Here is a 20,643-nt window from a genome sequence, read left to right as displayed (position 1 = left end):
GGACTACTCCTTGGCCGCCAGATTAACCACACGGTTGGAGCGATCCACCGGGCGCACTGACTGGCCCTCATGGAGTACATGCACGCCTGCGGCAACCACCCAATCGGTGGCGGCCAACCCTTCCAGTATCGGTACGGTGTTTTCGCCAAAGGCACCAATGCGCACGGGAGTGCGTTCAAGGGTGTTGTCCGGTTGTACGCGCCAGACGTAGGACGCGCCGTTTTCGGCACTCAGGGCAGACAAGGGTACCGACAGCGCAATGACACCGTCGGCCTGGATGAAAACCCGCGCACTTTGGCCCAGTTCGGCGGGCACTTTGCCGCCGGTGAAGGCCACACGCGCGGCGAAAGTGCGGGATTTGGGATCGGCCGCGGGAGACAGCTCACGAATGCGCCCGGCAAAACGTTGCTCTGGCTGGCTCCATAACTCCACCGACACTGGCTGGCCGACCTTGAAGCGGCCAAAGCCCTGTTCAGGCAGGCTGATCGACACTTCACGCTCGCCATCGGTGGCCAGGGTGAACACGGTCTGGCCAGCGGAAACCACTTGCCCCACTTCGACGGCACGCTTGGCGACCACACCGTCCTGAGGCGCACGCAGCACGGCGTAGCCGGCCTGGTTGCTCGACACATCGAACTCGGCCTTGATCTGCTTGAGGCGTGCTTCACCGGCTCGGTAGAGGTTTTCGGAATTGTCGTACTGCGACCGACTGACCATCTGCCGGTCCATCAAGGTCTTGTAGCGATCTCGTTCCGCACGCACCAGGCTGAGATTGGCCTCTGCAGCGGCTACTTGAGCGCGGGTCGCTTCCAGTTGCAGGCGCACGTCCTGGGGGTCGAGTTCGGCCAGCGGCTGGTTGGCCTTGACCCGCTCGCCCTCCTCCACCAGGCGCTTGCTGACTTTACCGCCGATGCGAAAGGCCAGGTCCGGCTCATAACGGGCACGCACCTCACCGGGGTAGCTGTCCATAGCCTGTGCCGAAGGCTGCGGTTGCACCACCATGGCCGGACGTACGGTGGTCTGGGCCGCTTCTTCATGGCCGCACGCGGCCAACAGGAAGACCAGGCTGACAGGCAAAGCAAGGGGCAGGAAAGCGCTGCGCATGCTGAAGGACCTTTCGCAAATAGAGCTTGGAATAATTATACTGGCCGGTATGTTATTAATACCAAACTCACCAGTCCAGTATTAAAGGTGAAAATGTCCGACAATCCTCTGAACACCGCAAGCCCCGGGCGTCCCAAGGACATGGCAAAACGCCAGGCAATCCTCGAATCGGCGAAATCGCTGTTTCTGGACAAGGGTTATGCGAACACCAGCATGGACGCCGTTGCCCTGGCGGCCGGCGTATCGAAGCTCACGGTTTACAGCCACTTCACCGACAAGGAGACGCTGTTCACCGCTGCGGTGGTGGCCAAATGTGAAGAGCAGTTGCCGGTGATGTACTTCGAGCTTCCCGAAGGCATGCCCGTCGAGACGGTGTTGCTCAACATCGCACGCGGCTTTCATCGGCTGATCAACAGCGAGGAGTCGGTAAACCTGCATCGCCTGATGATGACCACCGGCAATCAGGACGTGAAACTCTCCCAGATCTTCTTCAACGCCGGCCCCATGCGCATGCTGCAAGGCATGGAGCGCCTGCTCGGCAAGATTCACCAGGGCGGAGCCCTGAGCATCGACACACCGTTCAAAGCCGCGGAACACTTCTTTTGCTTGCTCAAGGGCACGGCGAACTTCCGCTTGTTGTATGGCTGCGGCGGACAATTGAGCGCGCAAGAGGCCGAAGAGCATGTGCAGGACGTGGTGAAGTTGTTTATGCGGGCCTATCGCAGCACGGGGCTCGACAGCACTGCATAGGCGGTAGCAACCGACGGTAACCACGATGCGAAGCGAGTCGCTCTTGATCTGCTCTTGATCTGCTTTTGATCTGCTTTTGATTTTGATCTTAAGCGCCCCGTCAAACCACGCTGGCCGGAATTCGACAGGGATTTGGGGGGTAAACCGGCAGGGATGCCGGTTTAGCCGCCCCGCGCCATGGATGGCGCGTGGCGGCGGCCCCCCAAATCACTGGCGGATTACGGGCACACCGAGCCTAAGCGAGGTGCCGAGTGGTGGGGCAAGAGCGTTTTGCTTACTTTGGCCTGGGCCGGCATCCCGGCTTTTGCAAAGTGAGCCGCCGTCAGGGCGGAACCCTAAGTGTAGCGGCTCGCGTTTGAAAACACGCGGGCTCGCATTCAGCGGCATTTCTGGCTCACATTAACTGCAACCAGCCAAAGGCTCCGGCTCACATTAATTGCAAATGGGCTTGCATTCGACGCCGTAGACTCGCGTTCCATTGTGACGGGCTCACATTATCTGCAAATGACCGGCAGTGGTTGCGGTCACAGAGGTGTGCTCCCCCCACCGTCAAGCTCAGAGCCGTATCGTAAGGAATAGTGACCACTACCGTTTGTCGGTCGCGATATGCATAAGTGCATTTTTTGTTGCCTCTCTATACTGGATACCCATACAGTATTAATGCGATATGGTGAAAAGTGGAGAAGGCGGGGATTCTCGTTCGTTGAGCTTCTCAAAAACTGACAACCCAAGAGGCGAAGCCGTTCATCAGAGAGTAGTAAGGCAACGAGAGAACCATCCGTCCATCCTACTGAGATGTACAAAGCTCTTATGCTGTACCTAGCGAAAAGGAGAATTCACTATGGCTAATGGCGATACGATTCATCTGCCAGAAATTGAAATCAATGCTATTAATAAATATGAACCTCAGACATTCGGAGGGGGTGGTGGTGACAGTGATTTTTCACATAGTCACACCGGACAGCTCATTAACGTTGCAACGCGTACTTATGTGCTTAACACATACCCTCCCATCATTTCCCAGAATGTTAAGGACCAGGAGGCAAGCTTTGCAGCGAATCTTCAGTCGATGCCTGAATCTATTGCACAAAGCATTACTGCAATAGAACAAAATGAAGGCAGTCCCGCGAGCGAAGTCGAGAAAATCGAACAGCATATTCGTTCGGTAGATACGCTAATTGCTCAAAAAGCACAGGCTGCTGCTGCTCAAAAAGTGATTGCTGACAAGTACTACTATGGAGACTTCTTTTATTATCCGACGATGCAGTTTATTAAAGATGCAATCAGCGGAAGCAAGACAAATTACCCTCCGGATAAAAATTATAAAGAATGGTACGCCTCACTTGAGGCTTCGTATGCTGCAAAATATAGCAACCGCGAGATCGACTATTTGAATGCCCTGAAGCAGAACCTTCAGGCACAGGCTAATCAAGCACGTGCAGACGCCGAGGCTAAACGTATTGCCGATGAGGCGGCAGCTGCGGAAGCCGCAAGGGTTGCAGATGAGGCTGAAGCCAAACGCGTGGCTGATGAGGCAGCCGCTGCTGAAGCGGCGCGAGTAGCGGCAGAGGCAGAAGCTAAGCGTATCGCTGATGAGGCCGCTGCAGCAGAAGCTGCCAGGTTAGCCGCCGAAGCTGAAGCCAAGCGCATTGCTGATGAAGCGGCCGCTGCAGAGGCAGCAAGAATTGCTGCTGAAGCTGCAGCACTTAAAGCCGCTAATACGTATAGGCTGCCCGCTGACGGTGCGAGTCAGTTAAGTACTGCGGCTGGCTCTATCGCCATTACTGCCGGTTCAGGTCTTACGCTGGATGCGGCTATTCAGGCTGCAAAGGTAGCCTTAGGCACTGTTGTAAGTGCTGCCACGGCAGTGGGCATTGGCGCGCTGGTCTATTCACCATCACTGGGTAATGGTGAGCTACCTTCGACCATGCTTAACACGCCGGCCAAGGATTTAGCGCCTAATCTTCCCGAAAATCTTGCCGAGATCGCCGCGGCGGGAGGAACTGTGGATGTGCCCTACCGAATTTATGGCGATCAGTCCAAATACTCGGTAGTGGCCACCCAGCCCACTGGAGGGTTAGCACCTACCGTCCCGGTAAGAGCGCTAGTGCTTGATCCTGTGGCCAATGCCTATACGTTCACTACAACTGACTCACCACCGATCACCCTGACGTTCCCAATCGCAGTACCAGGTAATAGCTCGACGGCGACGCCTGCGCAGCCTGTCGAAACCCCGGCGTATACCGGGATTACACTGACACCGATTGAGGTCAAAGCTGAGCCGTTTCCGGTAGTCGGCCAGTTGGAGATTCGGGACGCTATTTACGTTTACCCCGCAGATTCGGGTTTACCGCCGATTTATGCGGTATTTAGTAGTCCGTACGAAGGGGCTACCACCAAAGGTGAGCACAGCGGTCGGATGTACAATCCTGATAAGGCGGGCGGCCCCATTCAGAGTCTAGACTGGACAACCGCAGCGGTGACTCAGGAAGGTATTGACCTCGTTAAGCTGCATACGAGCAGATTCGACCCATCAGACGCAAATGTTGTGATGATTGACCGTCTGGAAAAAATCCTAACTGGCGAATTGGCCATTACCGATGTCGATAAGCGATTTTACACCCATGAGATTCGTGAGCTAGAGCGGTATAGGGCTCTAGGTATAGCGGATGGAGTGAAACCGAACGACGATGGCGCCACTTGGAATAATACTCATGCCGCGACTTTAGAGGATTTCAAGCTTAAAGATGCTGACGAATTACTCTATACGCCAGAAGCTATAGTCGCAGAAAACAAACAAATATACGGAGAATAACATGAGCAACATCAATGATATTGTAAACTCTGAATCCCCAAGAGATGTCGTTCTTTTTATAGTAAGAAATAAGTCAATTTCATATCCGATGCTGGATCGACTATATAACAGGAATGGCTGGGTAAATATTGGTAATAATCTTGAGCTATTAAAGCTTGTTCATAACATGAGACTGGAAGGGCTGATTGATAATTCTGATGGGGGAATTAAAAAAGGTCCTAATTGGAAAGAGCCAGCCTTTATGGCTGAGAATAAGTATACGCTTGAGTGATATGTAGGTCTGCAAAAGAAAGCCCAGCTCAAGCTGGGCTTTCTTTGTAAGCGTACGGGCAAACCGTCTTGCACGACTAAGCCGGACGCCACCTATGCGGCAGCAACTCTGCAATCTCACTTGCCCGCTGCGTAGGCAGGCGCGTCAGCACATCCTTCAGGTAGGCATAGGGATCGTGCCCATTGTTCCGGGCCGACTGAATCAAACTCATGATCGCAGCGGCGCGTTTGCCGCTGCGTAGCGACCCAGCAAAGAGCCAGTTCTTGCGCCCCAGCGCCCAAGGCCGTATCTGGTTCTCACACCAATTATTATCAATAGGCACGGCCCCGTCATCGAGGTAGCGCGACAGCGCCGTCCAGCGTTTCAAGCTGTAATCCAAGGCTTTGCCAATGGCCGAACCGTTATGCACGATGTCGCGCTGGGCAACCATCCAGGCATGCAACGCATCCATCACGGGTACCGCCTTTTCCTGCCGTATTCGGCGGCGTATGTCCGGTTCTAGATCCTCGATTTCCCCCTCGATCTCGTACAGCGCCTGCATGTAACGCAAGGCTTGCTCAGCCAGCGCGCTCTTGTGAGTCGCATGCAGTTCGAAGAACTTGCGCCGGGCATGAGCCATGCAGCCGATTTCAGTCACGCCGAGTTCGAAGCTGGCCTTGTAATCGCCGAAATCATCGCAGACCAGCTTGCCCTTCCAGTCTTGTAGGAAGTTACGCGCATGCTCGCCGGCCCGGCTGAGGCTGAAGTCGTAAACTACAGCCGAGGTTTCGCAAAACGGGCTGGTCCTTCGGTGGTTGCGTCAGGAAGGTGTGTTGGCCGGACGGATACGCTTCGCCGACGTGCCGCACTGGTGAAGATGCGTGTTGCTCTGAACCAGAGCTGGGCAGGTGAGCCGTTGCTCAAAGCCTCGTCCAAGAGCATTTCAGCTTGTCTTGATAGACATGAAGCGCTCATTGAAAAACGGATATTAGCTGCTGTCACTGAAGCGGGTGTCTTGCATCAAGTCAGGCGCTGCCAAGCCGTAGAGGGCATTGGTTTTCTTACGGCAGTTGCCCTGACTATGGCCTTTCAACGAGGAGAGTTTGAAAGTGCTGACGCTTACATTGCTTTTCTGGGAATGGACTTGAGGGTGTCCGACTCAGGGCAAATGAACGGACGTCGTTCGTTAAGCAAGAAAGGAGACTCAGAGATCCGCAGGTTGCTGCATAACGCGGCGTCAGCCGGTATTAGGTCAGAAGCCTGGAAGCCTTTATACGAGGGCTATCTGGCCAGGGGCCTGAAAACAACTCAAGCCCTGGTCATCATCGCCCGCAAGTTAGCGCGTATCGCCTTTTCGCTCATGAAAAACCAGAGCGAGTACCAATCAAAAGCGGGTTTGGGGGCTTCCCCCCAACCATAGAATCTCCCACATCTGGATTGCGGCGCACCTGGGAGATAAGTGCTGCTGTTTGCAGCTTACGGCTTGAGCGCTTTCTTGGGATAAATGTCGTAGCGGCTGGACTTGCCATCCAGCGCATGGCTTGGCTTCGGCCCCTCAATACAGGGTGCCTTGCGCGGCCGCTTGACCACCACCCGATGGCTGGCCAAAGCCAGAGCGGCCGCAAGCAACGCCGGTGCATCCGGGTCATCGCCCACCAACGGCCGGAACAGGCGCATTTCCTTCTTCACCAGGGCAGTTTTCTCACGGTGCGGAAACATTGGGTCCAGGTAGATCACCTGAGGCGGCTCGCCCTGCCAATTGAGCATCACGTCGATGGAGTTGCCCTTGAGCAGCTTCATGCGCGCCACAATCGGCGCCACGTCAAAATCTTCGGCAGCGCGTGCCAGGCCATCTTCGAGCAAGGCGCCGATCAACGGCTGGCGCTCGATCAGGCTCATCTCACACCCGAGGCTGGCCAGCACGAACGCGTCCTTGCCCAAGCCAGCCGTGGCGTCCAGCACTCGCGGGCGCACGCCCTGGGCGATGCCCACCGCCTTGGCGATCATCTGCCCGCTGCCACCACCATACAATCGCCGATGCGCCGCGCCGCCTTCGACAAAGTCGACCCGCACCGGCCCTGGCGCATCAGGCCCAAGCTGTTGCAACTGCAAGCCGTGCTCCCCCACTTGCAGGGAAAAATCCGCATCGGCCACCTGCAGAGGCAACCCCAGCAGCGAAGCCCACTGTTCAGCGCGGGCCTGGAAGCTGTCAGCCAAGACTTGGACCTGGATGCGGCTGGCCGCTGGTTGTTCGTTCATCAATCGCCACGCTCAAAAATATTAAGGATCGGCAAACAACGGCCGATAAAAATCACAGTCAGGTATTTTGCCAGAGCTGAGCGTCGACCGAGAAAAATGTCAGACATTCTTCCCCTTTCCATCGGTGTACTGCCGACCCACAACCATTACGGCCTGCGCAATACCCAAGCGCTGGCCGGGGTGAGTCATGTGTGGCAGGACTTCTTCGCCCGCGCGTTGGCCGAGCAGCTCGGTGAAACGCCGGACGCGCTCGCCGCCAAGGCGCCCGCCCCGGCAGACCCGGCAGTTGAACCCCGCGAAGGCGCCGACCTGCTGGCGCAGATCCTCACCCAGCGTGAGTGCGATGTGAAAGACACCGAGATCGTGCCGCCTGCGCCGCTCTTCCTGCCGATTGCCGAGTTCGAAACCGAGCTGCTGCCACCGGCCGCGACGCCGTTCCCGGAAGAAGAAGTCATCGCCCAGCAACGCCAACAAGCGTTTGAGAGCGAGTGGGTGCGCCCCATCGTGCTGAACGCCGGCCAACCGCTACCCGGGCCAGGCCCCGCGCCACAACCACGCCCACTGCACCTGCCGATTGCCGAATTCGAGCTGGACCTGCTGCCACCGGCCGCCACGCCGTACCCTGAAGAAGAACTGCTGGCGCAGCAAAAGGCCCTGGATTTCGATTACTACTGGGCACGCCCGCTGGTGACCCACAACCTGCGCCTGGCCGCCTGAACCCTAGCGACACACCCACCAACGCCCCATGTCCAGATGGAAATGGTTGCGATGAGCCGCGTTGTAGTCCGGGCTCAACACCACGTTGAAATCATCACAGGCGCCATCGCGTACCAAACGCAGGAAACGCGCACTGTCGCCCTGCCCCGGCCAATCCCTGAGCACGCTGATGCTGCGCCCATCCGCCAGGCGAAAACCGGCGATATCCAGGGCATTGGCCGAGGCGTGCTGGCTGAGCCTCCCGTCGGCGCGATTGTAGATATTACGGCAGGCAAAACTGCCCAAATGCTCGACGCGGCTCACCGCTTGGCCAAACACGGCCTGGGCCGCCGGTTGCAGGCTATGGCGCTCGAACAAGGCGAACGCCACCGCCAGCGGGCAACTGGCGAGAAAGCTGCTGCTCAAGGCCACGTCAGCGCCCTGCACACGCAGAATATTGCGCAAGGGGCACGCCGTATCAGTCGGTGTATCGGCCTGGCGGCTCACGCGAAGACCAGAAGTGTTCAACACCTGGTCACACAGCGCCGGATCGTCCTGCAAACGACTGAGCTTGTAGCGCGTCAACAGGTTGGGGCTGGCCCGCACATCCAAGGGCGCCCACGGGTTCCACGCGGCCGGCATCGGCACCCAACCCCGCCAGACAGCCACCGCAACTGCGCCCACCAGCACCAGCAACACACTCAATGTCTTGACCACACCCACGGCTCAACCCTCAAAGTAGCCCGAGCTGCTCCGCCACGGGTTCTCGATGCAAGGCAGGCAGCGGCGGTAGCCCTGGCAGGCGCACCATCAGCTTGGCGTGGAAGCGCAGCGCCAGTTGTGCCGCGAGACGATTGTCCGACGTGTGCAGGAACATATAGGGCGTGCGGCCCTCTTCGATCCAACTGGCGATCTTTTCCACCCATGGAATCAGGAACGGGTCATTGGCCTCAAGGTCCGGATGCCCGATGAAGCGCACCTGGGGAAACTGCGTCAGGGCCGCTGGGCGCGGTGGCACCCGGGGCTTTTTGGACTGGGCATGCAGCACCGCTTCCGAGGTAGAGGTACAACTGAACAGGGCACGTGGATCGAGGCAGATGCGCTCGACACCGCGATCGCGCAACAGGCGGTTGAGCATGCGCTCAGCATCACCTTTGGCGAAGAACTGTTCATGACGCACCTCCACGGCCAGCGGCCGATCAATGCCATCGAGAAAACCAGCCAGCTCCGCCAGGCGTGGCGGCGTAAAGCTCTTCGAGAGCTGCAGCCACAGCGGTGAAACGCGCTCACCCAAAGGGCTCATCAAGCCGACAAAACTTTCTGCCGCCGGCAACTGTTCACGCAAATCGCCAGCATGGCTGATATCGCCGGGGAATTTGGCGGTGAAGCGAAAATCATCAGGCATGATTTCGGCCCAGCGCTGTACGGTAGCGGCCGAGGGGCGAGCATAGAAAGTAGTGTTGCCTTCAACGGCGTTGAAGACCTGGGAATAGAGCCCGAGGTAATCGCTGGAACGTGCCTCAGCGGGATACAGGTACTCGCGCCAGGCGTTTTCACTCCAGGACGGGCAGCCGATGTAATAAGGCAAACGCATCAGATATGGATATCGAGACCCAGCACTTCCATATCCCATTCGACAAAGCCGGCGGTGGTCAGGTAGCTGGCCAAGGCGGTGGCAACGCTTTTGCTCATGGAACGGGGAAAGACCATGTCTTGCTGACGGGCAGGAACGCCGCTGATGCGTGCGCTCGAGGCGCCTTGAGCTTTGGAAGGCGTATCGGTGTGTACTTCGATGAAGTCCGGTGAATCCTCGACGGACTCGTCTACCGTCACGCTCGCCTTGCGCGGCTTACGCTTGAGGGGGTACGACTGTGAGGAAAAACCGTCTATACGCATACATGCAGACTCGGTATCAATGATGGCAATTTAGCGGCACTTTCCATGGCGCGCAAATGCTCTGGTGATAACTAGAACACATAATTTGTAAAAGGTTTAAAAACCCAGGCAAATTCTGACGATTGGCGAAATTTGCCGCGTAACACCCACATTTTTGGCGTCAAATAATCCCGCGTTCGGCCTTGGTCTGCGCGACTTTATCGCGCAGGTACACCGGTGCTGCCTGGTCCGCCGCAATCGCCTCGCCGCGCTCGAATGCGAAACGTGCCAACGCCAGCAGGTCTTCGGCGTGTGGCAACATCGCCGCGTCCTGCTCGGCACACGTCACCTTGATGCGTTCGCCATAACCCCAACCCGTGCCGGCACCGAACCAATCGCCGCTGGCGTCAGCGGGCAACTGCGCCGCTTCGGGGGCCAGCACCGCTTCCGCACTGACCAGGCGCATTTCGCCTGCGGTCTCACGGTAGCAACCCCAGTAAACTTCATCCATGCGCGCATCAATTGCCGCTGCCACTTGCGACGCCCCGTGCTCACGCAACGCGCGCTGGGCCAGTACCGCCAGGTTGGACACCGGCAGCACCGGGCGCTCCAGCGCAAAGGCCAGGCCCTGCACCACGCCAATGGCAATGCGCACGCCAGTGAATGCACCTGGGCCACGGCCAAACGCGATGGCATCCACGGCAGCCAGGGTGGTACCAGCGTCTTCAAGCAATTGCTTGATCATCGGCAACAATTTCTGCGCGTGCAGGCGCGGGATCACCTCGTAGTGGCTCGTGACCTTGCCATCGTGCAGCAAGGCAACGGAGCAAGCTTCAGTCGCGGTGTCCAGGGCCAGCAGGGTGCTCATCGGTGTGGGTGTCCAAGTCGGAAAAAAGTGCGCCAGTATAAACAACAACGACCCGCAAGCGGGCCGTTGTCTGTGCCGCCGATCAACGGATCAGCTCAGTGCTTGCAGCACCTTGGCGGTGATGGCCTCTACCGAGCCCACACCAGGAATGTGGCTGTATTTCGGCTTGCCCTGGGCTGCGGACAGCTTCTGGTAGAAGTCCACCAGGGGCTTGGTCTGGGAATGGTAGACCGACAGACGATGACGCACGGTTTCTTCGGTGTCGTCTTTACGCTGCACCAGGTCTTCGCCGGTGACATCGTCCTTGCCTTCCACTTTCGGCGGGTTGTAGACGATGTGGTACACGCGGCCAGAGCCTTCGTGAACACGACGGCCAGCGATACGCTGGACGATCTCTTCGTCTTCAACCGCGATTTCGACCACGGCGTCCAACTCCACGCCCGCCTTCACCAAGGCTTCAGCCTGGGGAATGGTGCGTGGGAAGCCGTCGAACAGGAAACCGTTCTTGCAGTCTTCCTGGCTGATGCGTTCCTTGACCAGGTTGATGATCAGGTCATCGGAGACCAGGCCGCCGCTGTCCATCACGCTCTTGGCGATCAGGCCCAGTTCGGTGCCAGCCTTGACGGCCGCACGCAGCATGTCGCCGGTGGAGATTTGTGGAATGCCGAATTTTTCAGTGATGAACTTTGCCTGAGTACCTTTACCGGCCCCGGGAGCTCCCAGCAGAATGACGCGCATCGATGTGCTCCTCAATTTTTTATAGAGATGACGCTCGGATTCGCCGCGTGGGGCCAATCTCGTAAAAATGTGGTTCTAGGCCGATCAAACGGCCAAAGGCTGATCAAGATACACAGCGGGCCCTCACCATACAAGCCGCCAAAAGTAGGAGAAACCCGCGCCTCACCTGCGTCAGCGCCAGGGTGTGCCTGAGCGCAACCCACCCCCTCAAACGACGACCGCCCGTTTCCGGGCGGTCGTCGCGGTTTATCCGCAAGCCATTGAGTACACGCAAAAAACCTCAGCCGGTGTTGCGCAAACCGGCCGCGATACCGGCCACGGACACCAGCAGCGCCTGTTCCAGAGGGCTGTCTTGGGCAGCCTCCTGCTGACGGGAACGTGCCAGCAACTCGGCCTGCAACAGGTGCAAGGGGTCGAGGTAGGTGTTGCGCAGGCGGATGAACTCCAGGGTGTCGGGGCTATGGGCCAGCAGCTGCGACTGGCCGGTCAGGCCAAGCACCACGTCACACGCCTGCGACAATAGGTCGCGTAAGTGCGCACCCAATGCCAGCAGGTCCGGCTGCACCAGGCGCTCATCATAAAGACGGGCGATATCGGCATCAGCCTTGGCCAGGACCATTTCCAGCATGTCGATGCGCGTGCGAAAGAACGGCCACTGCTCGCGCATCTGCCCCAGCAATTGACCTTCACCGCGCTCCAGCGCCTTGCTCAGTGCCGCTTCCCAGCCGAGCCAGGCGGGCAGCATCAGGCGCGTCTGGGTCCAGCCAAAGATCCATGGGATGGCGCGCAAGCTCTCAATCCCGCCCGCACGACGCTTGGCCGGGCGACTGCCCAGAGGCAAACGGCCCAATTCCTGCTCCGGCGTGGACTGGCGGAAGTACTCGACGAACTGCGGATTTTCGCGCACGACGGCCCGGTAAGCACTGACACCGTCTGCCGCCAGTTCGTCCATCAGATGACGCCAGGCAGGCTCGGGAGGCGGCGGCGGCAACAGGGTCGCTTCCAGTACCGCGGCCAGGTAGAGATTGAGGTTCTGCTCAGCGATATCCGGCAGGCCGAATTTGAAGCGAATCATCTCTCCCTGCTCAGTGGTGCGGAACCGCCCCGCTACCGAGCCCGGTGGCTGCGACAGGATGGCAGCGTGCGCCGGGCCACCGCCACGGCCAACGGTGCCGCCGCGACCGTGGAACAACAACAGCTCCACCTGTTGCTCGCGGCAGATATCCACCAGGCGCTCCTGGGCGCGGTACTGTGCCCAGGCGGCGGCCGTGGTGCCGGCGTCCTTGGCCGAGTCCGAGTAGCCAATCATCACTTCCTGCGGGCCCTGCAAGCGCGCGCGGTAACCCGGCAGTTGCAACAGGCGCTCCATCACCGGCCCGGCGTTGTCCAGGTCGGCCAGGGTCTCGAACAATGGCACTACGCGCATTGGCCGCTGTACGCCGGATTCCTTCAACAGCAGTTGCACCGCCAGCACATCCGACGCGGCGCCGGCCATGGAGATGACATACGAACCTAATGATGCGGCTGGTGCGGCGGCGATTTCCTTGCAGGTATTGAGCACCTCGGCAGTGTCCGCCGAGGGTCTGAAGTAACCCGGCAGCAAGGGCCGCCGATTGGTCAGTTCCTGGGTGAGGAAACTGATACGCGCATCCTCATCCCAGTCTTCATAACGCCCCAGACCCAGGTAATCGGTGATTTCGGTCATGGCCGCCGAGTGACGGCTGGAGTCCTGGCGCACATCCAGGCGCACCAGGAACAGGCCGAACGTCACGGCACGGCGCAGGCAGTCGAGCAGCGGGCCATCGGCGATCACGCCCATGCCGCATTCGTGCAGGGACTGGTAGCACAGTTGTAGCGGGTCCAGCAGGTCGCGGTTGTTCTGCAACACCTCGGCCGGCGCCGGGGTGGTGCTGGTCAACGAGGTGTGGGCCCACTGGCGCGTGGCGCGCAGGCGTTCACGCAGTTGCTTGAGCAAGGCACGATAAGGTTCGACGCTGTCGCCTACTTTGGCTTGCAACGCCGGGCTGGCCTGTTGCATCGACAGCTCTGAGGCCAGTTGATCAATGTCACGCAGGTACAAATCCGCCGCCATCCAACGCGCCAGCAACAGCACTTCGCGGGTGACCGGCGCGGTGACGTTCGGGTTGCCGTCACGGTCGCCGCCCATCCACGAAGCAAAGCGAATCGGCGCAGCCTCCAAGGGCAGGCGCAGGCCGGTAGCGGCGTGCAGGGCCTGGTCGGCCTTGCGCAGGTAATTGGGGATGGCGTGCCACAGCGAATGCTCGATCACCGCAAAGCCCCATTTGGCTTCGTCCACCGGGGTGGGCCGCACTCGACGGATTTCTTCGGTGTGCCAGGCTTCGGCGATCAAGCGTTGCAAGCGCTCGCGAATCTGCTCGCGCTCGGCGGTGGTGAGGTCGCGGTGATCCTGCAAGGCCAGTTGCGCAGCAATGGCATCGTACTTCTGGATCAGCGTGCGGCGGGCCACTTCGGTGGGGTGGGCGGTGAGCACCAGCTCGATGTCCAGCCGCGCCAACTGCCGGGCCAGGGATTCATTGCTGTGACCTTCGCTTTGCAGACGGGCCAGCAACTCCGGCAAAACCCGGGATTCGAACGGCGCGGGTTGCGATTCATCGCGCCGATGAATCAATTGATATTGTTCGGCAATGTTGGCCAGGTTGAGGAACTGGTTGAAGGCTCGGGCCACCGGCAGCAGTTCGTCCTCCTGCAGCTGATTGAGGCTGGCGCTCAACTCATCGCCAGCGGCTTTCTCTGAAACGGCTCCGCGACGGTCGGCCTTGGCGCCTTTGCGGATCTGCTCGATCTTTTCGAGGAAAGCCTCGCCGTACTGCTCTCGAATGGTGTTGCCCAACAGCTCACCCAGCAGGTGAACATCCTCACGCAAGCGTGCATCGATATCACTCATCAGCCAATCTCCAGCCAGAAATCCGGGACGCGCAGGTGCTTCAGAGTGCCGCCGACGTCGGTTTCTGACAAGGCCGAACGCAAACGACTTTAAACCTTGGCGCTTGCAGCTAGTCTCAACGGTGAGTCGCCGCGTCATCCACGCAGGCGGCTGGTCACTCATCACCGCCTGCCATCGCAGGCTTTATTGAGGTAGCCATGAAAATTCGAGAACTGGCCCAGCATTGGGAAGAAACCGCCAAGGGTCGTTTGACCAAGACTGAGTACGCCATTCATCTGGATGTAGAAGCCGCTGCACGGCTGGCGGCCATTGCCGAGATGTACCCCAAGCGCCACGTCGAAGAACTGCTCGGCGAGTTGATCGGTGCCGCCCTTGAAGAGCTGGAAGCCAGCTTTCCCTACATCCAGGGCCAGCAGGTAATTGCCACCGACGAAGAGGGTGACCCGCTGTATGAAGACGTCGGCCCCACGCCACGCTTTCTTACTTTATCCCGTCGCCACTTACATGATTTGTCGGCCGGCACTGACGAACAAAAACACTGATAAACATTTATTGACGTCAATTAAACCCACATATTCCGGGCCTTTTACAGGTCCGGAGGTACCGCTGCGCACCGCGAAAGTTCCATTTTTCAAACACTGACCAATCAGTCAGATATTTTTTTAGGCAAATCGCCATATCCGCTGAACTTTTGAAAAAAGCCTCCGGTCACAGCCAGTAGCCATCACTTGTGGAACGATCGTTTGAACGGACGCCATGTGCTTTACCGACGGGCCCGAAATCGATACGCCCCGATGGATTTTGATGTTTTTCAGGAGTTATCCAATGGAGTTGAAGACGATGAACACCAGCACTGCCAAATCCTCGTTTAACCACCTGCGCGGGCTCAAATTGGCCGCGCTGGCAATCGGCACCAGCTTCGTTCTGGCTGGCTGCGCCGGCAACCCTCCAACCGAGCAGTACGCCGTAACCCAATCGGCCGTCAACAGCGCAGTCAGCGCCGGCGGTACCGAGTATGCGGCGGTGGAAATGAAGTCGGCCCAGGACAAGCTCAAAGAAGCTGAGATTGCCATGCACGACAAGAACTACGACAAGGCTCGCCAATTGGCTGAACAAGCCGAGTGGGATGCCCGCGTCGCTGAGCGTAAGGCCCAGGCTGCCAAGGCTCAACAGGCTGTGAAGGATTCCCAGAAGGCTGTTGAAGAACTGCGTAAGGAAGGCATGCGCCCAGCTGCAATCATGCAGAAGTAAGCCGCAGCCCCTTGACTGCATCGCACCTGATATCGAATTGAAAGGACGACACGACTATGCGTAAACAATTGATGATCCCTGCCCTGCTGGCGATGAGCGTTGCCTTGGCGGCCTGCTCCACCCCGCCGAACGCGAACCTGGAAAATGCGCGGACCAATTTCTCGTCCCTGCAAACCAACCCGCAAGCCACCAAGCTGGCGGCGCTGGAAACCAAAGACGCCAGCGAATGGCTGGACAAGGCTGACAAGGCCTACCGCGACAAGGAAGACGAGAAGAAAGTCGACCAGTTGGCCTACCTGACCAACCAGCGCGTTGAAGTGGCCAAGGACACCATCGTCCTGCGCGAATCCGAAGCCAAGCTGAAAAACGCTGGTGACGAACGTGCCCGCGCCCTGCTGGACGCTCGTGACGCACAAATCAAGCAACTGCAAAACAGCTTGAACGCCAAACAAACCGATCGCGGCACCCTGGTGACTTTCGGTGACGTACTGTTCGCCACCAACAAGTCCGATCTGAAATCCAGCGGCCTGGTGAACATCACCAAGCTGGCTCAGTTCCTGCGCGATAACCCAGACCGTAAAGTGATCGTCGAAGGCTACACCGACAGCACCGGTTCCGACTCGTACAACCAGAGCCTGTCTGAGCGTCGTGCCGCTTCTGTTCAGCGTGCACTGGCTCAACAAGGCGTGGATATCTCGCGTATCGTGACCCAGGGTTATGGCAAGGAATACCCGGTTGCCGATAACGGCAGCGTCTCCGGCCGCGCCATGAACCGTCGCGTGGAAGTGACCATTTCCAACGACAACCAGCCGGTCAAGCCACGGTCTTCCGTTGCTAACTGATTGATGCTGGATAAAAAACCCACCTTACGGTGGGTTTTTTTTGGGTTCGTCGAACCCGACTGGACGATGTGTATCTTCGAGCGGCATTTCTATCTTCGCGCTCGATAGCTTGTCCATCAGTTGGCTAAGCTCATGCGTCTGGGCAACTTTGCGTTCCAGTTCTTCATGCCCTCTCGCCATGTTCAACATATTGCGTATCGCAGCAATAGTAATCGCCACTGTCTCGGCCCCAATCTTTATGAGTCATGACGCTTTTGTGGCTTCTGACGCAAGACGGTTCCCGTTATTCATGTTACTGCTGGAAATCAATGGAAATCTTTGCGCTACCTTCGCCACCAGGCTTGCTGCCTTCGCCATCAGCGCCTTTACCCTCTTGGCCTTCCATAGCTTTAAGCTTTTCCTCGAGTTCTTTCAGCAGTTTTTTAAGGTCATCCACAGCGCCTCCCGAACCGCCACCGCCCTCTGAACCACCGGCACCTTGAGATTGCATCTGACCTATTTGCTTCTTCAGATCCTCAATCTCTTTCTTGAGGCTGCCCACGTCACCGGATTGTTGACCTGCATCTTGAGCGCCAAAACCACCTTGGGAAGGACCAACTCCACTTATAGACATATGTGACTCCAAATCAAGTTAAAGAGTTAACCGAATCAGCGTTGCTGCTCGGTCCCAAATCAGTGGCAACTCACTCAAAATGGTTCCAGCTTTCCCCACACTGCCTGTCCTACTGTTCCAGTTTCGGCGTTTCTTGACCTATACAACGCACGGCCTGCTTCTTGTTGTTCACCAGCACGCCGCTCAAGCCTTTCTGCTCGGTATCAAACATCACCAACACGCCGTCAACACACTGCGCCACTTGCGCGGCCGGGGTCAGGGACACTTTGTAATCTTCGCCCGGTATGGTCTTGAGCATGGTGAAATCGCTGAGCAGCAACGCATCTTCCGGCTTGGCGAAGTGCAGGTAGCCGTAGTACCACAGGCAGCCAACGGTGCCGATGATGGTACCGATGCCGGTGAGGATCAGCGGGATCATGTTGCGTTCTTCGCTCATTGCGGGCTCTCTGATGAGTCAACTTTAGGAATAGGGTAATTCGGAATTTCCCCCAGGCGGCGCAAGCCGTTGAAGTGCTGAGGGTCGTCCAGATAACGCAGCATGACGGTCTGCCAGGTTTTGTCGGCAAAGGTCTGCACATGGCCGCCACGGGTCAGTTGCAACACCCTGGGCGGTGGCGCCGCTTGATACAGGCGGATGCCATTGGCCACAGGCACAATCGGGTCATCCAGGCTGTGGAACAGCAGCTTGGGCACGCCGGTCAACCGGGGCATGGCATTGATCGCACTGTCGGCGTCGGGCACCAGCCACGACAGCGGCACCTGCAACGGCCAGGTTAACCAGGAAGTGCTCAGGGCGAATTGTCCTACGTCACGATAACTGGCTGGCACGCCGTCCAGTACCAAGGCTTTTAGTTGGGCTTGACGCTCCGGGTGGGCTGCCAGGTAATGCACCGCCAGTGCACCGCCCAGGCTTTGGCCGAGAATAACCAGCGGTTGACCCTGGGTTTCAGGCGCCTTGTCGATCCAGCCGAATGCGGCGTCGATATCCTGGTAGATCGCCGGCAACGACGGCTTGCCTTCCGACAGCCCATAGCCGCGATAGTCCAGCAACAGCACTTGATAACCCTGCTCCGGCAACCACCAACTGCCCCCCAGGTGCCAGGCGAGGTTGCCGCCGTTGCCGTGCAAATGCAGGACTGTGCCCTTGAGCGGGACACCGGGTTTGGCCGGCAGCCACCAGGCATGCAATTTCACGCCATCTGCGGTGGTGAGCGTGACGTCGCGGTATTGCAGGTGGGCTTTTTCCGGGGTGAAGGGTAGGCCGGGCTCGGGGTAGAACAGCAAGGAGCTGCAGCCGTTCAATGTGAGTAGCAGGCATAAAATGCCGAGGATTCTCATCCGTTGAAACCTCGCGAAAGTTCTGAAGACCAGTAAAGATCAAATGTGGGAGCTGGCTTGCCTGCGATAGCGGTCTATCAGTGACTGAGTGCTGGCTGACCCAGCGCTATCGCAGGCAAGCCAGCTCCCACATTTTTTGATTCGGTTTCGTCAGTTACAGGATATTGGAGTAATCCGCTTCAATCCGGTCCAGGCTCAAGTGGTTGAGGAAGTTGGAGAAGCACATCCAGGCCGCCAGTGCGTTCATGTCACGGAACTGCTCCGGCAGGTACTTGGGCGGCACCACCAGGCCTTCGTCGACCAATTGGCGCAGGGTACGCATGTCTTCAAGGGTGGTCTTGCCGCAGAACAGCAGCGGCACCTGTTCCAGCTTGCCTTTGCGCACGGCGAGCTGAATATAGTTGTAGACCATGATAAAGCCCTTGAGGTAGGACAAATCCTTGGTAAATGGCAGGCCGGTGGGCACCGAACCACGGAATACCCGGCTAGCATTCCCATAGCTTTCGGCCATTTCAAAGCCTTGCTCGCGGAAGAACTCGAACACCTGCAGGAAGTCGGCACCCTCCTCCACCATATGGATGGCGCGGGTCCGGTTGGTGAGCTTGCGCAGGCGGCTGGGGTAGGAGGCAAACGTGATGATTTCCATCAGGATCGCCAGGCCTTCCTGGGTGACCGTGGACGACGGCGGGCCCTTGGACAGAAACGTGCAGATCGGCTGGTTCTGGCCGTTGAGGGTGGTGCCCACATGCACCAGCCCTTCATGCACTTCGAGGGCGCGGACGTCGCGGTCGTTAAACATCGCATCGGCGCGGATCTTGATGTAGTCAGCGCCCGCCGCTGCGTCGGCGACAATGCCATCGGACTCGAATACGCGGATGGTCTCCTCCGCTTCGCCAAACACTTTGTTCAGGCGGGTTTGCAGCAGGCTGACCGCATCTTTGGCGGTGAGGGTCTTGGCTTCGTCCTTGAGGTCACCCCTACCGTCGATGTTGTTGAGGTAGTCGGAGAGCATCAGGCCAAGGTCGGCCAGGGTCGGGTCGCCGGCGTGGAACGCATCGGAGGCGGCGCCGTACAGCTCTTGGGAAATCAGACCGAAGTCCTCGGTGCCGCGCGCTTCAAGCATGCGCACCACCATGCGGTATTCGCGGCACATGCGCCGCATGATCTGCCCCACCGGGCTGAATTGTCCAAGGCGACGGGTGATGTCGCGCTCGATGTTCTGAAACTCCAGCTTCACCGCACTGGAATCGAACGACAGCGGCCGGTTCAGGTAGTAATCACGGTCTACGGCAGGCATCGCCTTGCCCTTGGCCTTGAGAAATCCCTGACGAATGTTCTCGTCCCATTTCACCGCATCAAGGACGCGGATCGGTGTTTGCGCCAGCACAATGCGATCGGACAAGGTGCGTATCGTCTGCTGGTAATCGTCCACCCGGTGCTTCCTCTTTAAACGTTATTGGCCCACGCGCAGTTAGCGCACGGCTTCACATCTGAGCAGCAGGCCCATCAGAGGTAGGAGCTGGCTTGCCTGCCCCCACCCAAAGCAGACTGCGCACAGGGCTAGGCCGAGGCCAATACCAGGTGCATGTGACGCTTGAGGATTTCAAGCATCTCGTCACCCGTCAAAGGCTCTGCGCCGCCCAACAGGCCCTGATATTCCATCCGACTGATGATAGCCGTCAACACCTTGGCATCCTGCTGCGGCTCACGGGAACCCAATACCTGGAAAAACTGCCCGGTGCCCTGCAACAGGATCTGTTGGTGGGAGCGTACCAGTTCGGCCAGGCGCGGGTTGAGCAGGGCTTCCTGGCGAAAAGCCTGCTCGGCCATCAGGTATTCGCGGCGGTTGGTCAGCTGGCGCAGCACATAGTCGGCGGTCAGGCGGGCGATATCATCGGCCAGTTGCGAGCGCGACTGCGGGCTGCCGTCACCATAGGCGACCATCTCGCGCAACAGGCCTTCGTTGCGCACCCACAGCTTGCCCATGAAAGCGGCGCTGCGCTCCACGTATTGGGCGAAGGTGTCGGTGAGCAGGTCGTCGATGTCTTTGAAGTAATAGGTGGTGGCCGACAGCGGGACCCCCGCCTCTGCCGCCACTGCCCGATGACGTACGGCCCGCACGCCATCGCGCACGACGATACGCATGGCCGCATCGAGAATGTCTTGCCGGCGCTGCTCGCTGCCCCGCCGACTGGCCTTGCGGCCCTGGTACTGAACGCTTTCAGCCACGGCAGCAGCAATGCCGGCGGCACCTTCTTTAGCCATTATGCGGTTCACCACACTTCTTCCTTTAGAGGTGACGCGGAGCGTCACAGAGT

General features: G+C 58.5%; 20 protein-coding genes and 2 pseudogenes. 8 read left to right on the top strand and 14 right to left on the bottom strand.

Annotated elements, in window-relative coordinates:
* Positions 1 to 3: 3 nt before the first annotated feature.
* The gene (locus CLM72_RS06955; protein ID WP_105226002.1) at positions 4 to 1,104 is read right to left on the bottom strand and encodes an efflux RND transporter periplasmic adaptor subunit; all 1,101 of its coding nucleotides are present in this window, start codon (positions 1,102 to 1,104) and stop codon (positions 4 to 6) included.
* A gap of 93 nt (positions 1,105 to 1,197) precedes the next feature.
* Here CLM72_RS06955 and CLM72_RS06950 point away from each other — a divergent pair, with 93 nt between their 5' ends.
* The 3 genes from CLM72_RS06950 (at position 1,198) to CLM72_RS06940 (ending at position 4,940) form a co-directional block, all read left to right on the top strand.
* Entirely contained in the window at positions 1,198 to 1,854 is a 657-nt protein-coding gene (locus tag CLM72_RS06950) for a TetR/AcrR family transcriptional regulator (protein ID WP_034126815.1), read from the top strand.
* A 1,069-nt stretch (positions 1,855 to 2,923) separates the two neighbouring features.
* Positions 2,924 to 4,669 carry an S-type pyocin domain-containing protein gene (locus CLM72_RS06945; protein WP_080757707.1) on the top strand — a complete coding sequence of 582 codons (1,746 nt, stop codon included), beginning with the start codon at positions 2,924 to 2,926 and terminating at the stop codon, positions 4,667 to 4,669.
* A gap of 1 nt (position 4,670) precedes the next feature.
* Positions 4,671 to 4,940, top strand: a complete 270-nt coding sequence (locus tag CLM72_RS06940; protein WP_034126525.1) for a hypothetical protein — start codon at positions 4,671 to 4,673, stop codon at positions 4,938 to 4,940.
* Between the two features lie 76 nt (positions 4,941 to 5,016).
* On the opposite strand, the pseudogene CLM72_RS06935 reads toward CLM72_RS06940, so the two are convergent.
* Positions 5,017 to 5,724 (bottom strand): annotated as a pseudogene (locus CLM72_RS06935) (IS66 family transposase); the annotation flags it as partial.
* A gap of 45 nt (positions 5,725 to 5,769) precedes the next feature.
* On the opposite strand from CLM72_RS06935, the pseudogene CLM72_RS06930 reads away from it, so the two are divergent.
* Positions 5,770 to 6,339 (top strand): annotated as a pseudogene (locus CLM72_RS06930) (transposase); the annotation flags it as partial.
* 56 nt (positions 6,340 to 6,395) lie between these two features.
* Here CLM72_RS06930 and CLM72_RS06925 read toward each other — a convergent pair.
* A complete protein-coding gene (locus CLM72_RS06925; RefSeq protein ID WP_105226001.1) occupies positions 6,396 to 7,178 on the bottom strand; it encodes a class I SAM-dependent methyltransferase in 783 nt (260 codons plus the stop codon).
* Positions 7,179 to 7,274: 96 nt separating this feature from the next.
* Between CLM72_RS06925 and CLM72_RS06920 the strand changes: the two genes are divergently transcribed.
* Entirely contained in the window at positions 7,275 to 7,895 is a 621-nt protein-coding gene (locus tag CLM72_RS06920) for an energy transducer TonB (RefSeq protein ID WP_105226000.1), read from the top strand.
* Positions 7,896 to 7,898: 3 nt separating this feature from the next.
* Here CLM72_RS06920 and CLM72_RS06915 read toward each other — a convergent pair whose 3' ends face one another.
* The 6 genes from CLM72_RS06915 to ppc all read right to left on the bottom strand — a co-directional run bounded on the left by CLM72_RS06915 (position 7,899) and on the right by ppc (position 14,281).
* Positions 7,899 to 8,597, bottom strand: coding sequence for an extensin family protein (locus tag CLM72_RS06915; protein WP_105225999.1), 699 nt, complete (start codon positions 8,595 to 8,597; stop codon positions 7,899 to 7,901).
* Between the two features lie 10 nt (positions 8,598 to 8,607).
* Complete coding sequence (locus tag CLM72_RS06910; protein ID WP_105225998.1) at positions 8,608 to 9,468, bottom strand: DUF72 domain-containing protein; 861 nt, start codon at positions 9,466 to 9,468, stop codon at positions 8,608 to 8,610.
* Positions 9,468 to 9,770 carry a hypothetical protein gene (locus CLM72_RS06905; protein WP_034126521.1) on the bottom strand — a complete coding sequence of 101 codons (303 nt, stop codon included), beginning with the start codon at positions 9,768 to 9,770 and terminating at the stop codon, positions 9,468 to 9,470. Before CLM72_RS06905 ends, CLM72_RS06910 begins: the two co-directional genes overlap by 1 nt.
* Positions 9,771 to 9,930: 160 nt before the next feature.
* Positions 9,931 to 10,617, bottom strand: coding sequence for a tRNA (adenosine(37)-N6)-threonylcarbamoyltransferase complex dimerization subunit type 1 TsaB (gene tsaB / locus CLM72_RS06900; protein WP_105225997.1), 687 nt, complete (start codon positions 10,615 to 10,617; stop codon positions 9,931 to 9,933).
* Positions 10,618 to 10,707: 90 nt separating this feature from the next.
* Complete coding sequence (adk, locus tag CLM72_RS06895; protein ID WP_003189104.1) at positions 10,708 to 11,355, bottom strand: adenylate kinase; 648 nt, start codon at positions 11,353 to 11,355, stop codon at positions 10,708 to 10,710.
* Between the two features lie 280 nt (positions 11,356 to 11,635).
* Entirely contained in the window at positions 11,636 to 14,281 is a 2,646-nt protein-coding gene (gene ppc, locus CLM72_RS06890; protein ID WP_105225996.1) for a phosphoenolpyruvate carboxylase, read from the bottom strand.
* A 197-nt stretch (positions 14,282 to 14,478) separates the two neighbouring features.
* Between ppc and CLM72_RS06885 the strand changes: the two genes are divergently transcribed.
* The 3 genes from CLM72_RS06885 to CLM72_RS06875 all read left to right on the top strand — a co-directional run bounded on the left by CLM72_RS06885 (position 14,479) and on the right by CLM72_RS06875 (position 16,374).
* Positions 14,479 to 14,823 (top strand): pilin assembly protein, encoded by a 345-nt coding sequence (locus CLM72_RS06885; RefSeq protein WP_073522699.1) that lies wholly within the window; start codon positions 14,479 to 14,481, stop codon positions 14,821 to 14,823.
* Positions 14,824 to 15,106: 283 nt separating this feature from the next.
* Positions 15,107 to 15,532, top strand: a complete 426-nt coding sequence (locus tag CLM72_RS06880; protein ID WP_034126517.1) for a DUF4398 domain-containing protein — start codon at positions 15,107 to 15,109, stop codon at positions 15,530 to 15,532.
* Positions 15,533 to 15,588: 56 nt separating this feature from the next.
* Positions 15,589 to 16,374: an OmpA family protein gene (locus CLM72_RS06875; RefSeq protein WP_034126516.1), complete on the top strand. Its 786-nt coding sequence runs from the start codon at positions 15,589 to 15,591 to the stop codon at positions 16,372 to 16,374.
* Positions 16,375 to 16,666: 292 nt separating this feature from the next.
* Here the strand turns inward: CLM72_RS06875 and CLM72_RS06865 are convergent, their stop codons facing one another.
* The 5 genes from CLM72_RS06865 to CLM72_RS06845 form a co-directional block, all read right to left on the bottom strand.
* Positions 16,667 to 16,987 (bottom strand): hypothetical protein, encoded by a 321-nt coding sequence (locus CLM72_RS06865; RefSeq protein WP_054897116.1) that lies wholly within the window; start codon positions 16,985 to 16,987, stop codon positions 16,667 to 16,669.
* A 109-nt stretch (positions 16,988 to 17,096) separates the two neighbouring features.
* Positions 17,097 to 17,423, bottom strand: coding sequence for a hypothetical protein (locus tag CLM72_RS06860; RefSeq protein WP_054917825.1), 327 nt, complete (start codon positions 17,421 to 17,423; stop codon positions 17,097 to 17,099).
* Positions 17,420 to 18,325: an alpha/beta hydrolase gene (locus CLM72_RS06855; protein WP_060764535.1), complete on the bottom strand. Its 906-nt coding sequence runs from the start codon at positions 18,323 to 18,325 to the stop codon at positions 17,420 to 17,422. Before CLM72_RS06855 ends, CLM72_RS06860 begins: the two co-directional genes overlap by 4 nt.
* A gap of 154 nt (positions 18,326 to 18,479) precedes the next feature.
* On the bottom strand, positions 18,480 to 19,757 hold the full coding sequence (locus CLM72_RS06850) for a flavohemoglobin expression-modulating QEGLA motif protein (protein ID WP_014717201.1): 1,278 nt from the start codon (positions 19,755 to 19,757) through the stop codon (positions 18,480 to 18,482).
* A gap of 128 nt (positions 19,758 to 19,885) precedes the next feature.
* The gene (locus tag CLM72_RS06845; protein WP_105225995.1) at positions 19,886 to 20,602 is read right to left on the bottom strand and encodes a TetR/AcrR family transcriptional regulator; all 717 of its coding nucleotides are present in this window, start codon (positions 20,600 to 20,602) and stop codon (positions 19,886 to 19,888) included.
* Positions 20,603 to 20,643 lie beyond the last annotated feature (41 nt).

The sequence above is a fragment of the Pseudomonas sp. MYb193 genome, assembly GCF_002966775.1.
Taxonomy (GTDB): Bacteria; Pseudomonadota; Gammaproteobacteria; order Pseudomonadales; family Pseudomonadaceae; genus Aquipseudomonas; species Aquipseudomonas paracarnis.
The sequence above is the reverse complement of the archived record's forward strand: the minus strand, read 5'-3'. Positions and strand labels throughout refer to the sequence as shown.

What these genes read in the sequence shown, in the direction of transcription:
- CLM72_RS06955 (WP_105226002.1), bottom strand. Translation starts at nt 1,104, where the DNA reads ATGCGCAGCGCTTTCCTGCCCCTTGCTTTGCCTGTCAGCCTGGTCTTC.
- CLM72_RS06950 (WP_034126815.1), top strand. Translation starts at nt 1,198, where the DNA reads ATGTCCGACAATCCTCTGAACACCGCAAGCCCCGGGCGTCCCAAGGAC.
- CLM72_RS06945 (WP_080757707.1), top strand. Translation starts at nt 2,924, where the DNA reads ATGCCTGAATCTATTGCACAAAGCATTACTGCAATAGAACAAAATGAA.
- CLM72_RS06940 (WP_034126525.1), top strand. Translation starts at nt 4,671, where the DNA reads ATGAGCAACATCAATGATATTGTAAACTCTGAATCCCCAAGAGATGTC.
- CLM72_RS06925 (WP_105226001.1), bottom strand. Translation starts at nt 7,178, where the DNA reads ATGAACGAACAACCAGCGGCCAGCCGCATCCAGGTCCAAGTCTTGGCT.
- CLM72_RS06920 (WP_105226000.1), top strand. Translation starts at nt 7,275, where the DNA reads ATGTCAGACATTCTTCCCCTTTCCATCGGTGTACTGCCGACCCACAAC.
- CLM72_RS06910 (WP_105225998.1), bottom strand. Translation starts at nt 9,468, where the DNA reads ATGCGTTTGCCTTATTACATCGGCTGCCCGTCCTGGAGTGAAAACGCC.
- CLM72_RS06905 (WP_034126521.1), bottom strand. Translation starts at nt 9,770, where the DNA reads ATGCGTATAGACGGTTTTTCCTCACAGTCGTACCCCCTCAAGCGTAAG.
- tsaB (WP_105225997.1), bottom strand. Translation starts at nt 10,617, where the DNA reads ATGAGCACCCTGCTGGCCCTGGACACCGCGACTGAAGCTTGCTCCGTT.
- adk (WP_003189104.1), bottom strand. Translation starts at nt 11,355, where the DNA reads ATGCGCGTCATTCTGCTGGGAGCTCCCGGGGCCGGTAAAGGTACTCAG.
- ppc (WP_105225996.1), bottom strand. Translation starts at nt 14,281, where the DNA reads ATGAGTGATATCGATGCACGCTTGCGTGAGGATGTTCACCTGCTGGGT.
- CLM72_RS06885 (WP_073522699.1), top strand. Translation starts at nt 14,479, where the DNA reads ATGAAAATTCGAGAACTGGCCCAGCATTGGGAAGAAACCGCCAAGGGT.
- CLM72_RS06880 (WP_034126517.1), top strand. Translation starts at nt 15,107, where the DNA reads ATGGAGTTGAAGACGATGAACACCAGCACTGCCAAATCCTCGTTTAAC.
- CLM72_RS06875 (WP_034126516.1), top strand. Translation starts at nt 15,589, where the DNA reads ATGCGTAAACAATTGATGATCCCTGCCCTGCTGGCGATGAGCGTTGCC.
- CLM72_RS06865 (WP_054897116.1), bottom strand. Translation starts at nt 16,987, where the DNA reads ATGTCTATAAGTGGAGTTGGTCCTTCCCAAGGTGGTTTTGGCGCTCAA.
- CLM72_RS06860 (WP_054917825.1), bottom strand. Translation starts at nt 17,423, where the DNA reads ATGAGCGAAGAACGCAACATGATCCCGCTGATCCTCACCGGCATCGGT.
- CLM72_RS06855 (WP_060764535.1), bottom strand. Translation starts at nt 18,325, where the DNA reads ATGAGAATCCTCGGCATTTTATGCCTGCTACTCACATTGAACGGCTGC.